The sequence below is a fragment of the Chelativorans xinjiangensis genome (genome assembly GCF_009812055.1).
In the GTDB taxonomy this organism is placed as follows: domain Bacteria; phylum Pseudomonadota; class Alphaproteobacteria; order Rhizobiales; family Rhizobiaceae; genus Chelativorans; species Chelativorans xinjiangense.
Genome location: NZ_WQNH01000037.1, coordinates 1 through 16,624, shown reverse-complemented (window position 1 = coordinate 16,624; position 16,624 = coordinate 1). Strand labels below are relative to the sequence as shown.

Sequence of the window (16,624 nt, the reverse complement as noted above, 5' to 3'; positions counted from 1 at the left end):
TCTACCACGTCGGCCGCGTGCTGACGCCGCCATCGACTACCAGATCGGCACCGGTGATCCAGCGCGCGGCGTCGGAGAGGAGGAAGAGCACGGCATTGGCGACATCCTCGGACCGGCCGAGCCGGCCGAGCGGTGCGGCCTTCTTCCATCGGGCAACACCTTCCGGCCAGACTTCCTCGATGCCCTCGCGGTGAACCAGCCCCGGCGAGACGGCGTTGACGCGAATGCCGAGCGCGCCCAACTCCAGCGCCGCCGCTCTGGTGAACATGAGGAGCGCCGCCTTCGACGCTGCGTAATGGGCGTGGCCCTCCGCCGGCTGGCGCCCTTCGATCGAGGCAATATTGACCACCGCGCCTGCGCCGGAACCCGACGCGCGCACATGCTCGGCGAAGGTGCGTGTGAGCAGGAACGGCCCGCCGGCATTGACCGCCATCATCCGCGCCCAGCTCGCCTGCGAGATATCCGTGAGCGGCTCCACCGGCTGGTGCCCTGCGTTATTGACGACGCCGTAAAGGCCGCCGAACTGCTCCACAGCTTCACGGACGAGCGCTTCGGCACCGGCCTCTTCGGCAAGGTCTGCCCGGCAGGCGACGGCCTTCCCGCCCGCCTGCGCGATTTGCGAAACGAGACCTTCCGCCGCCGCGCGGTTGCCGCGATAGTGGCAGACGACATTGGCGCCCGCCTCGGCCAGACGCCGGGCGACGCCAGCGCCGATCCCCCCGCTCGCCCCGGTGACGACCACCGTCCGACCGGAGAGGTCGAGAAGCTCAGCGACCGGAGAGGTGTCCACCGCCATTGCTCATCCCTCCTTCCCACCCGGCAGGGCAGGCAGAAGCTCGGTGAGGATCGCCGCGATCTTCTCGCCGCATATGGCGGCATGGGCGAAGATGTCCTCGACGGTGTCGGGCTGCTGGTCCGGCCCGCCGGTGGCCTTGTTGGTGATCGCCGAAAAGCCGACGACGGGCAGGCTCGCATGGTTGGCCGCGATCACCTCGGTCACCGTGGACATGCCGACCGCGTCCGCCCCGGCGGCGCGCAGGAAGCGGCGCTCGGCGGAGGTCTCGAGTGAGGGACCGAGCACGCCCGCATAGATGCCGTGGCGGACCGTCACCTCCGCGCGCCCGGCAGCCTGCGTGGCAAGGTCGAGCAGCGACGGGTCGTAGGCCCGCGACATGTCGGGGAAGCGCAGGCCGATCGCCTCGTCGTTCGTGCCCCGCAGCGGATTGTGGCCGGTGAAGTTCAGATGATCCTCGATCAGCATCACCTCGCCCGCCTGATAGTCGGGGTTAAGGCCGCCGGCGGCATTGGTCACCACCAGTGTCGCCGCGCCAAGCCGCTTCAACAGATAGACGGCGAGCGCGATGTCGCGCGGCGACCAGCCCTCGAAGAGATGCAACCGCCCCTGCATCACGACGACACGTCGGCCATAAAGCGTGCCGATGACGAGTTGACCCTTGTGGCCAGGGGCCGTGGAGACGGGGAAATCCTCGATCTCCTGATACGGGATGACCGTGGCATCCGCCACGGCATCGGCGAGATGACCGAGGCCGGAGCCAAGCATGAGGGCGATCTCGCACGGCGCGCCGGCGCGCGCGGCGATCGATGCATAGGCCCTCTCAAGGCGTGGAAGTTGGCTCTCGGTCATGACTATCCCTCGTATGGTGATGGTTTAGGCGATGCTCGCGGCGATCTTCGGCGCCAGCAGTTCGACGGCCTCGATCGTTTCCTCGATGGCATGGCGGGTCAGCGCCCCGTCCCGCACCACCTGCTCGCCTCCCAGGAAGACGTGGCGCACGTCGGATTTGGCTGTCGAATAGACGAGATGCGTGACGGGATCGAACATCGGCACGGCGTGCGGCCGCTTCACGTCGACAAGGATCATGTCGGCAAGCTTGCCCGGCTCCAGGCTGCCGATGCGGTCGGTCGCGTTCAGCGCCGCCGCCCCCGCCGAGGTCATCATGGCCAGCGCTTCGCCCGTGGAGACGGCGTCGGCCTTGGCCGAGACGGCCTTGTGCAGCGTCGCCGCCAGCCTGAGCGCCATCCACATGTCGAGGTCGTTGCCGCTGATGGCGCCGTCGGTGCCCAGTGTCACCCGCACGCCGGCGCCGAGCATCTCGGGCACGCGGGCAAAGCCCGAGGCGAGTTTCAGGTTCGACATCGGATTGTGCACGGCGGTAGCACCCATGCGGGCAAGGATATCGATCTCCTCATCGTCGAGATGCACGCAGTGGGCAAGCACCGTGCGCTCGTCGAGCAGGCCCAGATGATCGAGGTGGCGGATAACGGAGCGGCCATAGCGGCTGGTGACGTCGGCCTGCTCGGCCCTGGTCTCGGCGGCATGGGTGCTGAAGAGCGCGCCGTGGCGGTCGGCGATCTCCTTGGCCGCCCTCAGGTTCTCCGGCGCCACGGTATAGGCGCCGTGCGGCAGGATGGCCGGAAAGACATCCTCCGCCCCTCCGAACTCCTCGAAGAAACGCTCCGCGACTGCGATGCGGCCCTTGAAATCATGGCCCGTGACTCCCGGTGGGTCGAAAAAGATACCCCCGGTCGAAACACGCATGCCAACCTTGCGCGCCGCCTTCACCGTCTCGGCCGGATACCAGAACATGTCCATCACCGTCGTGACCCCCGAAAGCAGGAGCTCGGCAAAACCCAGCACACTGCCGAGATGGCAGGTCTCCGGGTTGAGGATCACCCCCTCCGCCTTCCACACCGTCTGCAGCCACGGCTCCAGCGGCAGGTCCTCCACGAGCCCTCGGAACAGGCTGTCGCCGGCATGGCAGTGGGTGTTGATGAGGCCCGGCATTAGGATGTGGCCCGTGCCGTCGACGACCTGACGGGCACTGGCCGCGGCGGCTTCGAGCTCCGCACTGGAGGCGACACGCTCAATGCGGCCGCCCTCGACCGCGACACCGCCCTTGGTGATCACCGTGCCTGTGGCATCGCAAGTGACAACGGTCGCGTTGGTGACCACGAGATCCGTCATAGCGTTCCTCCGTTCGCTGTGCGCGCGCGGCGCCACCAGGAGAGCGCCACCAGAACCACGAGCGTGGCGAGATACGGCATCATATCCGTGAACTGCTGCGGCATGCCCAGCCCCTGCACGCGGAACGACATGCTGTCAACGGCACCGAAGATGACGGCGATGGCGAAGAGCGGCCACGGCCGTCCGCGTGTCAGAAGCACGGCGACCACCGCGATCCAGCCGCGCCCGGCGCTCATACCCTCCACGAAAAGATTGACGTTGGCGATGGAAAGCTGCGCGCCGCCGAGCCCGCACAAAGCCCCGCAGCCCGTCAGCGCATAAAGCTGCACGCGCCGCCGCCCGACACCTCCTGCCTCAAGCGCTGCCGGGTTTTCGCCGGCCGCGCGGATCCGCAAGCCGAGCCGGTGGCGGGCGAAGAAGAAGCTGAGCGCCGGCACCATGAGAAGCGCCAGATAGAACAGCGGCGACTGCCCGTCGAGGAAGGGGCCGATCAGCGGCAGGGAAGCGAGCCCCGGGATGGAGACCCGGGCGAAGCCGGCAATCGCCGGATCGCTGAAGGCACCCATGGCATCGAAGATGGCGCGCAGGAGATAGGTGGTGAGCCCGGCGGCCAGAATGTTGATGGCGATGGAAACGACGATGGCATCCCCGCCCCGCCGCAGGTTGAACTCGGCGAAGACGAGGCCCATGGCAGCGCCGGCCAGCATAGCGGCAAGCGCGCCGAACCAAGGCGAGCCGGAGAAATAGGAGCCGACGACGGCGGCGAAGGCGCCGACCAGCAGGAAGCCTTCGAGCGCGATGTTGAAGACCCCTGCCCGCTCGCACAGCGCGCCGCCGAGGGCGGCAAGCAGGATCGGCGTGACGAAGCGCGGCACCGAAGCGGCAAACGAGGCATCGAAGAGCAGGTCAAGCATCGTCGGCCGCACCTGCCTTGCGTTCGGAAGAAGCGACGAGCGCGCCGGAGACGCGGCTTGCCACGAACAGGATGATGACCGCCTGCATGACCAGCGCGATCTCCTTCGGCACGCCGGCCGAGCGCTCCATGCCCGCCGCCCCCGTCTGGATCGCCGCGAAAAACAGGCCCGAAAGCGGCACCGCCCAGGGGATCATGCCCACGAGGAGAACCGCGATGATGCCCGTCCAGGCATAGAGCGGCTGCACCAACATGCCGTCGATATAGCGGTGATGGATCCCGAAGACGGCGATGGCGCCGACCAGCCCGGCAATCGCCCCGCTCATCGCCAGCGTCTGCAGCGTGAGCTTCCTGACGGGCAGCCCGACCGTACGCGCGAAGGCCGGCGACAGCCCGTTCATGCGGGCGTGATAGCCATGCACGGTGGTGCGGCTGTAGACGACGGCGAAGACGCTCGCGGCAACGATGAACAGGAGGCCGATGTCGAGCCGCGTGCCGGGAAAGTAGGGAAGCCAGGTCGCTTGAGGAACCAGATGCGACTGCACCATGCCCGATTGCACGTCGCGGAAGGGATGCGCGACGATGTAGGAGGCGATGTAGCGGATGGGATAGTTGAGAAGCAGCGAGCCCACCAGCAACGGCACGCCCACATAAAGCTGCATCACGCCCGCCAGAAGTGCCCAGCCCGCCCCCGCCAGCATGGCAGCGAGGATCGAGGCAGTAAGCACGAAGAGCGGCGGCCCGGGCAGGAGAAGTGCCGCCAGGGCGGCGACGAGCCCACCCGCCACCAACTGCCCCTCGCCGCCGATGTTGAACAGCCCGGCGCGGAAACTCAGCATGACGGAGACCGCCATGCCGGCGATGAGCGCGGTCCGGCTGAGGGTCGCCATGAGATAGGAGAAGCGCCGACCACCGAAGGCGTTTTGCAGGAAGGCCGCAAGCGCATCGCCGAAAGGCGCTCCGACGAGCGCCATGAGGATGAAGAGCACGGCCGCGATCCAGGCGAGCGCCACCGCCCACGATATCGCCTCGCGTGCCATCGTCCCTTCCCGCATGCCGTTCATGCCACCTCCGGCAGGGCAGCCGCCGCGCGCGACGTCATCATGCCGCCGATCCGCTCCCGGTCGGCCTCCGCACCCGCCACTTCGCCGGCGAAGGCGCCGGAATACATGACCAGGATGCGGTCGGAGAGCGCCAGCACCTCGTCGAGCTCGGTGGAGACGAGCAGCACGGCATGGCCCTCGTCACGCATCCTCATCAATTCGCCGTGGATGAAGTCGATGGCGCCGATGTCGACGCCCCAGGTGGGGTTCTCGGCGATGACCAGCGGTGTATCCCGCGCCAACTCGCGCCCGACGACGAGCTTCTGCTTGTTGCCGCCCGACATGGTGGAGGCAAGTGCCGCGGGTCCGCCGACGCGGATGCGGTAGCGCTCGATCAACTGGCGGGCGAAACCAGCCATCGCCGCGCGGTTGAGGAACGGGCCGCGCGTGTAGGCCGCGCGCTCGTCGCGGCCGGCATTGGCGTTCTCGCTGACCGTCGCGCCCAGCGCCAGCCCCATGCGTTGGCGGTCCTCCGGAATGTAGCTCATGCCGATCAGCCGCCTGTCCTCGACGTCCAGATGCCCGATCGGCCTGCCGCAGAGCACGATCTCCCCCGACAGCAACGACGCAAGCCCGGTGATCGCCTGGATCAGCTCCGCCTGCCCGTTGCCGCTGACACCGGCGATGCCGACGATCTCGCCGGCACACACGGAAAGCGACAAAGGCCCCACAGTGCCGCCTCGGCCTGCGACCTTAAGGTCGCGCACCGCAAGCACCTCCTTGCCCGGCGCGCGCGCCGTGCGCTGCCGCGCCGGCGGCAGTTCGCCGCCGATGATCCCGCGCGCGATCTCCTCCTTGCTGGTCGCAGACAGCGGCCCCGACCGGACCAGCCGTCCTGCCCGCATGACGCTGACACGGTCGGCCAACTCCATCACCTCGTCCAGCTTATGGGTGATGAGGACGATGGCTTTCCCGGCCGACCGGAAGCTGCGCAGGGTGGCAAAGAGCCGATCTTTCTCCAGCGGCGTGAGCACCGAGGTGGGCTCGTCGAGGATCAGCACCTCCGCCTCCCGGTAGAGCATCTTCAGCACCTCGACGACCTGCCGCTCCCCCACCGAAAGCCGGCCGACCGGGCGGTCGAGTTCCATGGCGATGCCATGTTCGTCCGCAACCTCGGCCAGCCGCCGCCGCGCGGCTGCGAAATCGATGAAGCCGAAACGGCCGACAGGCTCGGCGCACAGCACCACGTTCTCCAGGACCGTCATCGATTCCTGCAGCATGAAGTGCTGGTGCACCATGCCGAGGCCGTGGCGGATCGCCTCCTGGGGCGAGGCCCAGTGCATCTCCTCGCCGTCGAGGCTGATCGTGCCCGCCTCCGGCTCGACGAGGCCGAAGAGCACATTCATGAGCGTCGTCTTGCCCGCCCCGTTCTCGCCGACGACAGCGTGGATCTCGCCCGGCTCGATGGCGAGCGAGGCATTGTCGACGGCGGTCAGCGCGCCGAAGCGGACCGTGATGCCGGAAAGCGCCACACGCATCTGCCTACCCTTCGGCCACGCGCCCGCTCGCCGTTCTTGCGGCGAAGGCCCTCACTGGGCGAACATCGGATCTTCGAGCCTCAGCGAGCCGTCGCTGATGCTGGCAGCGACGCTGCGCATCTTCTCCACCACCTCCGGATGCTCGGCGACCACGCACTGACTGTCGGCAAGCTGGTCCTCTTCGAGAGCCATGGCCGACACACCGCCTTCCGCAAGGCCGAGCGACATCATCACATGCTCGCCCTCGAGAATGGCGCCGATAGCCTGCAGCATGGCGTTGTCGACCCGTTTCAGCGTGACGTCGACAACGTGGCCTGGCGCTTGCGGGCACTGGTTGATGTCGACGGAGAAAACCAGGAAATCGCCCTGCTCGGCGGCTTCGAAGACGCCGAAATCGCCGCCCGACGTGGCCGTGAAGATGAGGTCGGAGCCGGCCGAGCGCATGGCCACCGCCTGCTCCTTGGCGCGCACCGGATCGGAGAACGGGTTCTCCCCGCCCACCCAGCGCACGTCGACGCTCGCCTCCGGCGCCACCGATTTGACGCCCTGCGCATAGCCGTCCGTGTAGCGGTGCAGGAAGGGGATATCGAGCGCCCCGACCACACCCACCTTGCCGCTCTCGGACAACATTCCGGCGGCAACGCCCATCAGGTAGCTTGCCTCGTATTCCCGGAACACGGCGCAGTGAACGTTCTCCGGCCGGTCCTCTATGCACTGATCGACGATGAGGAACTGCGTGTCGGGCGCCGTCGGCGCCACTTCGCGGACGATGTCGTTGAATTCGAAGCCGAGAAGCACGACGATGTCGGCCCCTTCGTTCACCGCCGCATTCACGTTCTCCAGGCGGTCGGCGGCGGTCCTGCTCTCGTAGGTCCTCACATCGGCCCCATACTCCTCGCCCGCCGCCTCGATGCCGTCCCGGCCCATCTGCAGAAACGCGTTGACGCCGATCGGGTCCGGCGAGACGTAGACGAAGAGCTTGTCCTCCTGGGCGGCTGCCGTTCCTGCCGTGCTCAACAACCCGGCGGCGAGCAGTGCTTTCAAGAATTTCATCCGGTAATCTCCCTGTTCATCCCCTCGCGCCGGCTTTCGCCTGAAGCGATCGCAGATCGGCCCAAGAATGGCGACACAACAATCGCTTGCGGACGCAGCTGCCACAGCATGAAGTCAAGGGTGAAGTCGCCCCGAAGCCGCACCCCATGCAACGGGAAACGGCGCTGCTTCGCAAGCCCGACCACTGCTTTTGACAATTTAGGATGCCATTTCTAACAATTGTCAAGCGATCTAATATTTGCTGAAATTGTTCACAGCGAGGAAGCGATGCAGTCCGATTGGTTTGTGCCCGACGCGGGCCGGAAGGAGTTCTGGACCGAGGAGCGATGCTTCATCACCGAGCTTCTGAACGCGCCGGCCTCGCCCGATGCTTCGCTCGCCGTCGCCCGGGTAGAGCCAGGCGTCACGACGCAACTACACAAGCTTGCCGGCACCTCGGAACGCTATATTATCCGCAAGGGCCAGGGCATTGTCGAGATTGACGGCGCCCGCCAGCCGCTCACGGTCGGCGACCAGGCGGTGGTCCCGGCGGACGCCGCGCAACGCATCACCAACACCGGCGACGGCGATCTGGAGTTCTACTGCCTCTGCACACCCAGATTCCGGCCTGATATCTACGTGAACCTGGAGGAGAGCGGAGGCGCGGGTTAAACCCGCGCCACAAACCAGACGTTCATCGGGTCGTGCGGCAGGACGTGGCGGTCCACCGAACGGAAACCCGCGCTCTCCAGCATCCCCTTTGCCGTCTCCCAGCCCCACATCGTGCCGAGCCCCTGGCCGCCCTGGCCCAGCGAAACCGGCGTGCAGTGTGCGCAGGAGACGGCGTAGAGAAAACCCGCCATCGGGAAATCGAGGTTGTTCTCGAGCTTCGCCGAGCCGCCGATATCCTGCATCAGATAGACGCCGCCCGGCTTCAGCGCTCCATGAAAGCTGCGGATCAGCGCCCGCGGGTCCTTCTGGTCGTGTACCGCATCGAACGAGGTGATGAAGTCGAAGCGCGCCTTTTCGTCGTAGCCGGTGAGGTCCCGCTGCTCAAAACGGATGTTTGCAAGACCCGCCTTCCGTGCTGACTCATTGGCGAACTCGATGGCATCCGCGCACAGATCGTAGCCCGTGAAGCGGCTCTTCAGGAAACGCTTCGCCATCTCGATGAGCGCCAGGCCGCGCCCGCAGCCGGCGTCGAGCACGTCGATGCCGGTTTCCATTCGCTCCGCGATCCCCTCGGCCAGAGGCAGGATAACGTCGAAGATCTGGGGGACGACGGTCTGTCCGCTGTCCTCCGCCATGAACTGATGGAAGCAGGGATAGTCGCCATAGGCCAACCCCTCGCCGGTCTCGAAACAGGCGAGGAGCCGTTCCTGCATTTGCCCTATCAGGGCAATGGCCTGGGCATAGACCGCAAGGTTGCCGAGCGGCGCTCCGCGCGTCAGGCAAGCGGCATGCTCAGGCGGCAGACGGTAGGCCTTTCGCGCCGGATCGTAGGCGACGATGCCGCCCGTCACCATCACAGCCAGCCATTCGCGCACATAGCGCTCGGAAAGCTCCGCGCGCTCGGCGATCGCCGCGCTTGTCGACGGCGGCAATGCCGCCAGCACGTCGAACAACCCCAACCGGTGGCCGACAGACATCATCACCGCCAGCGCGCCCGAATTGAGGATACCGCCTACATTTTCAGCAAAGGCTTCCGCCGTCGCCATATCCAGTGTCGGGGTTTCTGCAGCCAAGGACATTTGTTCCTCTCCTTCAACGATTGAAAACCGGACGGTGGAGTAGCCGGTGGAGGAGGTCTACAGAAGTGCCGAAATGGGCAAGAACAAGGCTTTTGTGCCATTCATGCACCATGAACGCCTCACGCGACACAGCGCCGGCGCGCATCTGCCTGCTCGCCCTGCCGGAGACGACGCCGACATCGGTCTACGGCCTGCACGAGATCTTTTCCTCCGTGGGCGTGGCCTGGCAGGAGATGACGGGTGAAGAGGTCGATGTCCGCCGCCTGAAAACGCGTATCGTGGCAAGACAGGCCGCCCCGTTTCCCTCATCGCTCGGCGTGCCGATCGCACCGCATGAGCGGCTCGAGGATACCGGTCGCGCCGATGTGGTCATCGTCACCGACCTGACGCTCGCGGCAGAGGAGAACCCGCGCGGGAAATGGAACGCGGAAGCGGCCTGGGCGCGCGACCAGTTCCGGCAGGGAGCGACCATATGCTCGGTGTGCACCGGCTCGGTCTTCCTGGCCGAAGCCGGCTTGCTCGACGGTGTCGAGGCCACCAGCCATTGGGGCGTCACGAGTATTTTCGCTGCGCATTATCCGCAGGTGAAGCTGCACCCGGAGCGCATCCTGTGCCCGGCGGGGCCAGAGCACCGCATCGTCACGGGTGGCGGCGCAAGCACCTGGACGGACCTCGCGCTCTACCTCATCGCCCGCTTCTGCGGCGCGGCGGAGGCCGTGCGCATCGCCAAGGTCTTCGTGCTCGGCGACCGCAGCGAAGGACAATTGCCCTTCGCCGCCATGGGTAAGGTGCCCGCCCACTCCGGCGCCGCGATCGGCCGATGCCAGGAGTGGCTTGCCGACCACTATACCGAAGCCAATCCGGTGGCCCGCATGGCGGCTCTCTCGGGCCTGCCAGAACGCACCTTCAAGCGGCGTTTCAAGGCAGCGACCGGCTATGCGCCGATCGACTACGTGCAGGCCTTGCGCATCGAGGAAGCGAAGCAACTCCTCGAGACCACGGCTGAGCCGACGGACATGATCGCCCACCTCGCGGGCTATGACGACCCGGCTTTCTTCCGCCGTCTGTTCAAGCGCATCACCGGCGTCACTCCCGCCCGCTACCGCCAGCGCTACCGTTACATCGGCATGGCAGGGGAAGCCAGGATCTAAGCCTTGCTGCCCCCTACTCCCCAATCTGCTTCGTCGAGCACTCGTAGAGCCTTTCGCCACTTTCCGCGTCCACGCCCTCAAGGCTCACGTCATAGCCCCACAGGCGGCGCACATGGCGCAGCGTGGCGTTGCGGGTGGCTTCCTCCAGCACGACGCCGTGCTTTACCCCGTGCTGAAGCCGGAGGTGGCGGTCGCCCAGAAGATCGACATCGATGACCTGAACGTCCGGCTGAATGACGCCGATGTCGTAGCTGCGGGCGAGCGCCGCGCGGATCGCCTCATAGCCGCGCTCATTGTGGATCGAGGCGACTTCGCAATAGGGGTCGTCCGCATCGTCGGTAAGCTGGAACAGCCGGAAGTGGCGTATCAGCGCCGGGCTCAGATACTGCAGAACGAAGGACTCGTCGCGATGGTTCGCCCAGGCATCCAGCAGGACGCCTCGCCAGTCGCCGCTACCGGCGATGTCGGGAAACCAGTCGCGGTCCTCCGACGTCGGCTCGGTGCAGATGCGCTCGATGTCCTTCATCATGGCAAAGCCCAGCGCGTAGGGATTGATACCGGAGAAGCGCGGATCGTCGAATGCGGGCTGGAAGATCACGTTCGAGTGGCTCTGCAGGATCTCCAGCATCGCGCCCTCGCTGATTTTGCCATCGTCGTAGAGCCGGTTCATGATGGTATGGTGGACGAAGGTGGCGCAGCCCTCGTTCATCACCTTGGTCTGCCGCTGCGGATAGAAATATTGCGCGACCACCCGCACGATGCGCAGGAGCTCGCGCTGCCAGGGCTCCAGGATCAGGCTGTTCTTCTCCAGGAAATAAAGCAGGTTCTCTTCCGGCAGGTGAAGCGCCCGCTTGCGGTCCCGCACCTCCCGTTCACGCTCGTCCTCGGTGCCGTCAGCTTCCTTTTTGGGCAGCGTGCGCCACAGGTCGCTGTAGGTCTGCTCCTCGTATTCCAGCCGCTCGCGCGCCCGTTCCCGCTCCTTCTCCGAGGAAAGGCGCGGTGCGCGACGGTAGCGGAAAACGCCTTGGTCCATGAGCGCATGGGCGGAATCGAGAATGTTCTCCACTGCCGCCGTCCCGTGCCGCTCCTCGCACCGCGCGATGTATTTCTTGGCGAAATCCATATAGCTGAGGATGGTGGCCGCCTCGGTCCAGCGCTGGAACATGTAGTTGTTCTTGAAGAAGTGATTGTGGCCGAAGGCGGCGTGCGCGATCACCAGGGCCTGCATGGCCATGGTGTTTTCCTCCATCAGGTAGGAGATGCAGGGGTTGGAGTTGATGACCAGCTCATAGGCGAGCCCGCGGTGCCCCTTGCGGTAAAGGTGCTCTTCGAAAACGAAACGCTTGCCGAAGGACCAGTGCTGATACATCAGCGGCATGCCGATGGAGGAATAGGCGTCCAGCATCTGCTCCCAGGAGATGATCTCCAACTGGTTCGGGTAGATGTCGAGCTTCAGGTCGTCGATAGCGATCTCACTGATCGCGTCGTAGACGCGAGAAAGCTTCCCGAAGTTCCAGTCCGAACTCCGGAATAGCAGATCTGGCGCGGATTCACTCTTCTTCATCGCGGCCGCCGTCAGCTACGAGCCTGCCCGAGGGGCTGTCTGGCGAAAAGCTTGCGGAAGACTGGATAGATGTCCGCCGGCCGGGCGATCCGGGTCATCTGGAAGTTCGGCCAGTTCGCGCCGACGGTCCGGTAGGCGCGCCACAGCGACGTTCCATTGTCGGTTGCCCCGAAGATCTCCGTCTCGCGCTCGTCGATGATCTCGATATAGGCATAGTACTGGCAAAGCCGCATCACCGCCTCGTGAAGAAGTGAGGCGCAGCGCTCCGAATCCCCGGCGATGTTGTCGCCGTCGGAGGCCTGGGCGGCATAGATGTTCCACTCCTTCGACGGATAGCGCTTGCGGATGATGCCAAGCATCTCCTCGAGCGCGGTGGAAACCACCGTGCCGCCGCTCTGCGTCGAATAGAAGAAGGTCTCCTCGTCCACCTCGCGCGCCTCGTGCGTGTGGCGGATGAAGACGATGTCGATGCGCTCGTAGCGCCGCTTGAGGAAAAGGTGCAGAAGCACGAAGAAGCGTTTTGCCAGATCCTTCTCCCGCTCGCCCATGGAGCTCGAGACGTCCATGAGGCAGAACATCACCGCGTTGGCATTGGGCAAGGGCTGTGGCTCGAAGCGGTTGAAGCGGATGTCGACAGGATCGACATAGGCAATGACCCGCCGCCGGCGCTCCAGCTTCTCCACTTCCTGGCGCAGCGCCTCCAGGCGCCGGCGTCTCTCGGCGGTGGCCGGCTTCGCCTCCAGCGCGGCGATCTCCTCGGCCAGCGCCTCCACCTCCTTGCGTTTGGGGCGGTGCAGTGCCAGACGGCGGCCGTAGCTGTTGCGCATGGTGCGCCCGACATTGATGTTGGTGGGCGTGCCGGTGGTGGCGAAGCCTGCGCGGCGCGGCTTGTAGGCGATGGCTTCCTTGAGGCTGAGCTTCACCATATCGGGGAGCTCCAGGTCTTCGAAGAACAGGTCCAGCACCTCCTCGCGGGACAGCACGAACCGGAAGTCGTCTTCGGCATCGCCCGTGCCCGCGCGGGAGCCGCCCTGACCGCCGCCCGAAGACGGCTTCGGGATGCGATCGCCCGGTGTGAACTCCCTGTTGCCCGGCAGCACGTATTCCCGCTGCCCGCTGCCCTTCGCGTTCTGGAAGGACGGCTCTCTGGTGCCGCCCTCCGGCATCGGCACGGAATGCTTCGCGTCGACGTCGGCGATCTTGCCGGCCTTGACCTGCTCCTTGATCGTCCGCTTCAATTCCTCCCGCGCACGCTTCAGAAAGCGTCGCCGGTTGCCGAGGCTCTTGTCCTTCGGGTTGAGGCGGCGATCGATGAAATTCGGCATGGGTGGCCCCGCGGGTCCCGCTTGCTCAGCCGGCCTTGTTCACGCGCATGTACCAGTCGACCAGCCGCCGCACCTGACGTTCGGTGTAGCCGCGCTCGGTCATGCGCGCGACGAAGTCCGCATGCTGCTTCCCTGTCTGGCTGTCTTTCTTCGAGCCGAAGCTGATGACCGGCAGGAGGTCCTCCACCTGGCCGAACATGCGCTTCTCGATCACCTCGCGCAGCTTCTCGTAGCTGGTCCAGGAGGGGTTGCGCCCATGGTTCTTGGCGCGCGCCCGCAGCGTGAACTTCACCACCTCGTTGCGAAAGTCCTTCGGATTGGCGATGCCCGCCGGCTTCTCGATCTGCGACAGTTCGCTGTCGAGAATCTCGCGGTTGAGTATCTGCCCCGTGTCCGGGTCCTTGAAGTCCTGATCCTCCAGCCACGCGTCCGCATACGCGATGTAGCGGTCGAACAGGTTCTGGCCGTACTCGCTGTAGGACTCCAGATACGCCTTCTGGATCTCGTGGCCGATAAACTCCGCATAGCGCGTGGCAAGTTCCGACTTGATGAAGTCGAGATACGCCGTCTCCGCCTCCTTGGGGAACTGCTCACGCCGGATCGCCTGCTCCATGATGTACATGAGGTGCACGGGGTCGGCGGCAACCTCCTTTGTATCGTAGTTGAACGTCTCCGACAGCACCTTGAAGGCGAACCGCGTGCTCACCCCGGTCATGCCCTCGTCGACGCCGGCGGCGTCGCGGTATTCCTGCACGGACTTCGCCTTGGGGTCGACGTCCTTCAGGTTCTCGCCGTCATAGACCCGCATCTTGGTGTAGAGCGGCGAGTTTTCGTGCTCATGAAGCCGCGTCGACACGGTGAAGCGGCTGAGGATATCGAGCACCTCCGGCGCACAGGGGTTGTCCACCAGTTCGCTCTCGCGCAGAAGCTTTTCGTAAATCAGCTTCTCCTCGGTCACCCGCAGGCAGTACGGCACCTTGACCACCAGGATGCGGTCGAGGAAGGCCTCATTGTTCTTGTTGTTCTTGAACTGCAGCCATTCCGACTCGTTGGAGTGCGCCACGACGATGCCCTGATAGGGGAAGGCGCCGAAATTCTCGGTGCCGTTGTAGTTCCCCTCCTGGGTGGCCGTCAGAAGCGGGTGCAGCACCTTGATCGGCGCCTTGAACATCTCGACGAATTCAAGCAGCCCCTGCGTGGTGCGGTTGAGGCCGCCGCTGTAGGAGTAGGCGTCGGGATCGGCCTGGCTGTAATTCTCGAGCTGGCGGATATCCACCTTGCCGACCAGCGCCGAGACGTCCTGGTTGTTCTCGTCGCCCGGCTCCGTCTTGGCGATGCCGAGCTGGCGTAGGCGGGAAGGCGCCAGCTTGACGACGGAAAACTTGGAGATGTCGCCGCCGATCTCGTCGAGCCTCTTCGTCGCCCAGGGCGAGATCAGGCCCGTGAGCCGCCGCCGCGCAATGCCATACTTGTCCTCAAGAAGATCCGCCATGCGCTCGGGATGGAAGAGGCCGAGCGGCGATTCGAAGACGGGACTGACCTGCCCGCCCACCATCAGCGTATAGATCGGCCGCTGCTCCATGAGCTTCTTCAGTCGCTCCGCCAGAGACGACTTGCCGCCGCCGACCGGACCCAGAAGATAGAGGATCTGCTTGCGCTCCTCGAGCCCTTGGGCGGCATAGCGGAAATAGCCGACGATCCGTTCGATCGTGTCTTCCATGCCATAGAAGTCGGTGAAGGAAGGGTAGATCTTGATGGTGCGGTTGGCGAAGATGCGGCCAAGGCGCTCGTCCGCACTGGTATCAACGAGGGTCGGCTCCCCGATGGCCTCCACCATACGCTCCGGCGCGGTGGCGTACATGGTCGGGTCATCGCGACAGGCAAGGAGGTATTCCTGTAGGCTCATCTCCTCGCGCGTTGCGCTGGTGTAGATCTCGGAAAAGAGATCAAAGACTTCAGATTCGCTCCTTTGCATCGTGCTCTCTCGTGACAGGGCGGTTAGAGGTCCGGGACACTGCCTGTCGGCTCCTGCATTGGTCGGAACGGTTTCCCGCCTTCAAAGGTTCCTCGCAGGAACTGACTCGACTCAACAACCAATAGTGAAGCGTACCGCAGACCGTTTTATGGCGATAGGTGCGTTTCACCCTCGCCCTCCTTTATTATTATATCTAAGCACGCTTTCGTCCTTTTGCAGGGTGTCCGGCGGCGATTGTTCGGTGAATTCTTGCCGGATGACATCCGCCTTTCGGCGGAAGCCGGACGAATGATCGTCAGCACTTTCGCTTGAAGATCGCCATCTGCGAAGGCCCGCCGAGACGCGGAAGCCCCGGAGGCACATCCGTATATCGGACGGCATAACCGTTCCGCCGGCCAACACCGTCCGCCCAGGTCCGAAACCGTTCGCGATCCCATTCGAAGCGATGGTCGGGATGGCGGAACCTTCGCGGCGGGACGCCGAGAAAAGGATTATACGCGCTATTCGGCGTCGTCACGATCACGATTGCGGGAGCCAGTGTTTTGAACACGGCCTGCTCCACACCGGGGAGGCGATGCGGGTCGATATGCTCGATTACCTCCAGGAGAACGGCTGCATCGAAACCCGTAAGATACTCGGCAGGCTCCATCAGCGAGGCCTGAACGATCTCGATGTCCTTCCCTGTGCTGGCCTCGGCGACGCGCCGCCGGGCCGCGGCAACGCCTTCCCCCGAGACATCGACGCCCGTGATGCGGCGGATTCCCGGCAGGGCCGCCAGCGCCAAGATCAGATCGCCATCGCCGCAGCCGAGGTCGAGCACGCTCTTCACCTCGGCCCTGTCGAGCTCGGCGACGACGGCGTTGATGCGGCGGCGATGAAGCGCGCCCGTCATGCGGCCGCCGTCCCCATTCGCGGAAGGGTGGGGGTCCGGCGAAGCCGAACAAACAGTCCATCCATATGCGATAGCCCTGCCACCCGCGGGGATCTGCGGTCGAGCGCGTCCATCCGCTCGACCTCCGCCACAGCGCGTACCCGCAAACCGCTCATGAACGTCTCCGCATTTTTCGCCCGGCGGCGATTGTGGAGAACGCCCCGCCCCCGCGCAAGGGAGGCGACGCGGACGCCTCCGACACTTCCGGCCTTGTCCCGGCCATCGCACGGCGATGGCCGGGACCGCTCTGGCGCTTCTTACTGGCGCGTCTCGATCCTGGTCTCGATCTCGAGGCGGTATCGGCGCGGCCTTTCCTTCCACATGCCACCGATGGCGCGGCGGATATGCTTCATGCGGTTGGCGGCGAGCTTGCGGTCGGCGCCGGCGTTGACATAGGCGAGGCGCAGCACCGATT

The 16,624-nt window shown here is 65.2% G+C and carries 14 protein-coding genes; 2 read left to right on the top strand and 12 right to left on the bottom strand.

Translation table 11 applies throughout. The features are described from left to right. Position 1: 1 nt before the first annotated feature. The 7 genes from GM910_RS19285 to GM910_RS19255 are packed head-to-tail and all read right to left on the bottom strand — an operon-like array spanning position 2 to position 7,533. Positions 2-796 carry an SDR family NAD(P)-dependent oxidoreductase gene (locus GM910_RS19285; protein ID WP_159590210.1) on the bottom strand — a complete coding sequence of 265 codons (795 nt, stop codon included), beginning with the start codon at positions 794-796 and terminating at the stop codon, positions 2-4. Between the two features lie 3 nt (positions 797-799). Next, positions 800-1,645 carry a purine-nucleoside phosphorylase gene (locus GM910_RS19280; RefSeq protein ID WP_159590208.1) on the bottom strand — a complete coding sequence of 282 codons (846 nt, stop codon included), beginning with the start codon at positions 1,643-1,645 and terminating at the stop codon, positions 800-802. Positions 1,646-1,669: 24 nt separating this feature from the next. After that, entirely contained in the window at positions 1,670-2,986 is a 1,317-nt protein-coding gene (locus GM910_RS19275) for an amidohydrolase family protein (protein ID WP_159590206.1), read from the bottom strand. Then, complete coding sequence (locus GM910_RS19270; protein ID WP_159590204.1) at positions 2,983-3,900, bottom strand: ABC transporter permease; 918 nt, start codon at positions 3,898-3,900, stop codon at positions 2,983-2,985. The genes GM910_RS19275 and GM910_RS19270 overlap by 4 nt, the downstream gene beginning before the upstream one ends. Further along, entirely contained in the window at positions 3,893-4,963 is a 1,071-nt protein-coding gene (locus tag GM910_RS19265) for an ABC transporter permease (protein ID WP_246226225.1), read from the bottom strand. Before GM910_RS19265 ends, GM910_RS19270 begins: the two co-directional genes overlap by 8 nt. Next, a complete protein-coding gene (locus tag GM910_RS19260) occupies positions 4,960-6,480 on the bottom strand; it encodes an ABC transporter ATP-binding protein (RefSeq protein WP_159590202.1) in 1,521 nt (506 codons plus the stop codon). Before GM910_RS19260 ends, GM910_RS19265 begins: the two co-directional genes overlap by 4 nt. 51 nt (positions 6,481-6,531) lie before the next feature. Further along, a complete protein-coding gene (locus GM910_RS19255; RefSeq protein WP_159590200.1) occupies positions 6,532-7,533 on the bottom strand; it encodes a BMP family ABC transporter substrate-binding protein in 1,002 nt (333 codons plus the stop codon). A gap of 267 nt (positions 7,534-7,800) precedes the next feature. On the opposite strand from GM910_RS19255, the gene GM910_RS19250 reads away from it, so the two are divergent. Further along, entirely contained in the window at positions 7,801-8,184 is a 384-nt protein-coding gene (locus tag GM910_RS19250; RefSeq protein WP_159590198.1) for a cupin domain-containing protein, read from the top strand. Here the strand turns inward: GM910_RS19250 and GM910_RS19245 are convergent. Continuing rightward, positions 8,181-9,263, bottom strand: coding sequence for a class I SAM-dependent methyltransferase (locus GM910_RS19245; protein ID WP_159590196.1), 1,083 nt, complete (start codon positions 9,261-9,263; stop codon positions 8,181-8,183). The two genes, GM910_RS19250 and GM910_RS19245, sit on opposite strands and share 4 nt — an antisense overlap. A 110-nt stretch (positions 9,264-9,373) precedes the next feature. On the opposite strand from GM910_RS19245, the gene GM910_RS19240 reads away from it, so the two are divergent. Next, positions 9,374-10,414 carry a GlxA family transcriptional regulator gene (locus GM910_RS19240; protein WP_159590194.1) on the top strand — a complete coding sequence of 347 codons (1,041 nt, stop codon included), beginning with the start codon at positions 9,374-9,376 and terminating at the stop codon, positions 10,412-10,414. 13 nt (positions 10,415-10,427) lie between these two features. Here GM910_RS19240 and GM910_RS19235 read toward each other — a convergent pair whose 3' ends face one another. The 4 genes from GM910_RS19235 to GM910_RS19220 all read right to left on the bottom strand — a co-directional run bounded on the left by GM910_RS19235 (position 10,428) and on the right by GM910_RS19220 (position 16,170). Next, positions 10,428-11,978 (bottom strand): SpoVR family protein, encoded by a 1,551-nt coding sequence (locus tag GM910_RS19235; protein ID WP_159590192.1) that lies wholly within the window; start codon positions 11,976-11,978, stop codon positions 10,428-10,430. Positions 11,979-11,989: 11 nt separating this feature from the next. Beyond that, positions 11,990-13,303, bottom strand: coding sequence for a YeaH/YhbH family protein (locus tag GM910_RS19230; RefSeq protein WP_159590190.1), 1,314 nt, complete (start codon positions 13,301-13,303; stop codon positions 11,990-11,992). A 25-nt stretch (positions 13,304-13,328) separates the two neighbouring features. Next, positions 13,329-15,278, bottom strand: a complete 1,950-nt coding sequence (locus GM910_RS19225) for a PrkA family serine protein kinase (RefSeq protein ID WP_159590188.1) — start codon at positions 15,276-15,278, stop codon at positions 13,329-13,331. A gap of 295 nt (positions 15,279-15,573) precedes the next feature. Then, positions 15,574-16,170, bottom strand: a complete 597-nt coding sequence (locus tag GM910_RS19220) for a methyltransferase domain-containing protein (RefSeq protein ID WP_159590186.1) — start codon at positions 16,168-16,170, stop codon at positions 15,574-15,576. Positions 16,171-16,624 lie beyond the last annotated feature (454 nt).

Excerpts from the sequence above, each read along its gene's own strand:
- GM910_RS19285 (WP_159590210.1), bottom strand. The coding sequence starts at position 796 with ATGGCGGTGGACACCTCTCCGGTCGCTGAGCTTCTCGACCTCTCCGGT.
- GM910_RS19280 (WP_159590208.1), bottom strand. The coding sequence starts at position 1,645 with ATGACCGAGAGCCAACTTCCACGCCTTGAGAGGGCCTATGCATCGATC.
- GM910_RS19275 (WP_159590206.1), bottom strand. The coding sequence starts at position 2,986 with ATGACGGATCTCGTGGTCACCAACGCGACCGTTGTCACTTGCGATGCC.
- GM910_RS19270 (WP_159590204.1), bottom strand. The coding sequence starts at position 3,900 with ATGCTTGACCTGCTCTTCGATGCCTCGTTTGCCGCTTCGGTGCCGCGC.
- GM910_RS19265 (WP_246226225.1), bottom strand. The coding sequence starts at position 4,963 with ATGAACGGCATGCGGGAAGGGACGATGGCACGCGAGGCGATATCGTGG.
- GM910_RS19260 (WP_159590202.1), bottom strand. The coding sequence starts at position 6,480 with ATGCGTGTGGCGCTTTCCGGCATCACGGTCCGCTTCGGCGCGCTGACC.
- GM910_RS19255 (WP_159590200.1), bottom strand. The coding sequence starts at position 7,533 with ATGAAATTCTTGAAAGCACTGCTCGCCGCCGGGTTGTTGAGCACGGCA.
- GM910_RS19250 (WP_159590198.1), top strand. The coding sequence starts at position 7,801 with ATGCAGTCCGATTGGTTTGTGCCCGACGCGGGCCGGAAGGAGTTCTGG.
- GM910_RS19245 (WP_159590196.1), bottom strand. The coding sequence starts at position 9,263 with ATGTCCTTGGCTGCAGAAACCCCGACACTGGATATGGCGACGGCGGAA.
- GM910_RS19240 (WP_159590194.1), top strand. The coding sequence starts at position 9,374 with ATGAACGCCTCACGCGACACAGCGCCGGCGCGCATCTGCCTGCTCGCC.
- GM910_RS19235 (WP_159590192.1), bottom strand. The coding sequence starts at position 11,978 with ATGAAGAAGAGTGAATCCGCGCCAGATCTGCTATTCCGGAGTTCGGAC.
- GM910_RS19230 (WP_159590190.1), bottom strand. The coding sequence starts at position 13,303 with ATGCCGAATTTCATCGATCGCCGCCTCAACCCGAAGGACAAGAGCCTC.
- GM910_RS19225 (WP_159590188.1), bottom strand. The coding sequence starts at position 15,278 with ATGCAAAGGAGCGAATCTGAAGTCTTTGATCTCTTTTCCGAGATCTAC.
- GM910_RS19220 (WP_159590186.1), bottom strand. The coding sequence starts at position 16,170 with ATGACGGGCGCGCTTCATCGCCGCCGCATCAACGCCGTCGTCGCCGAG.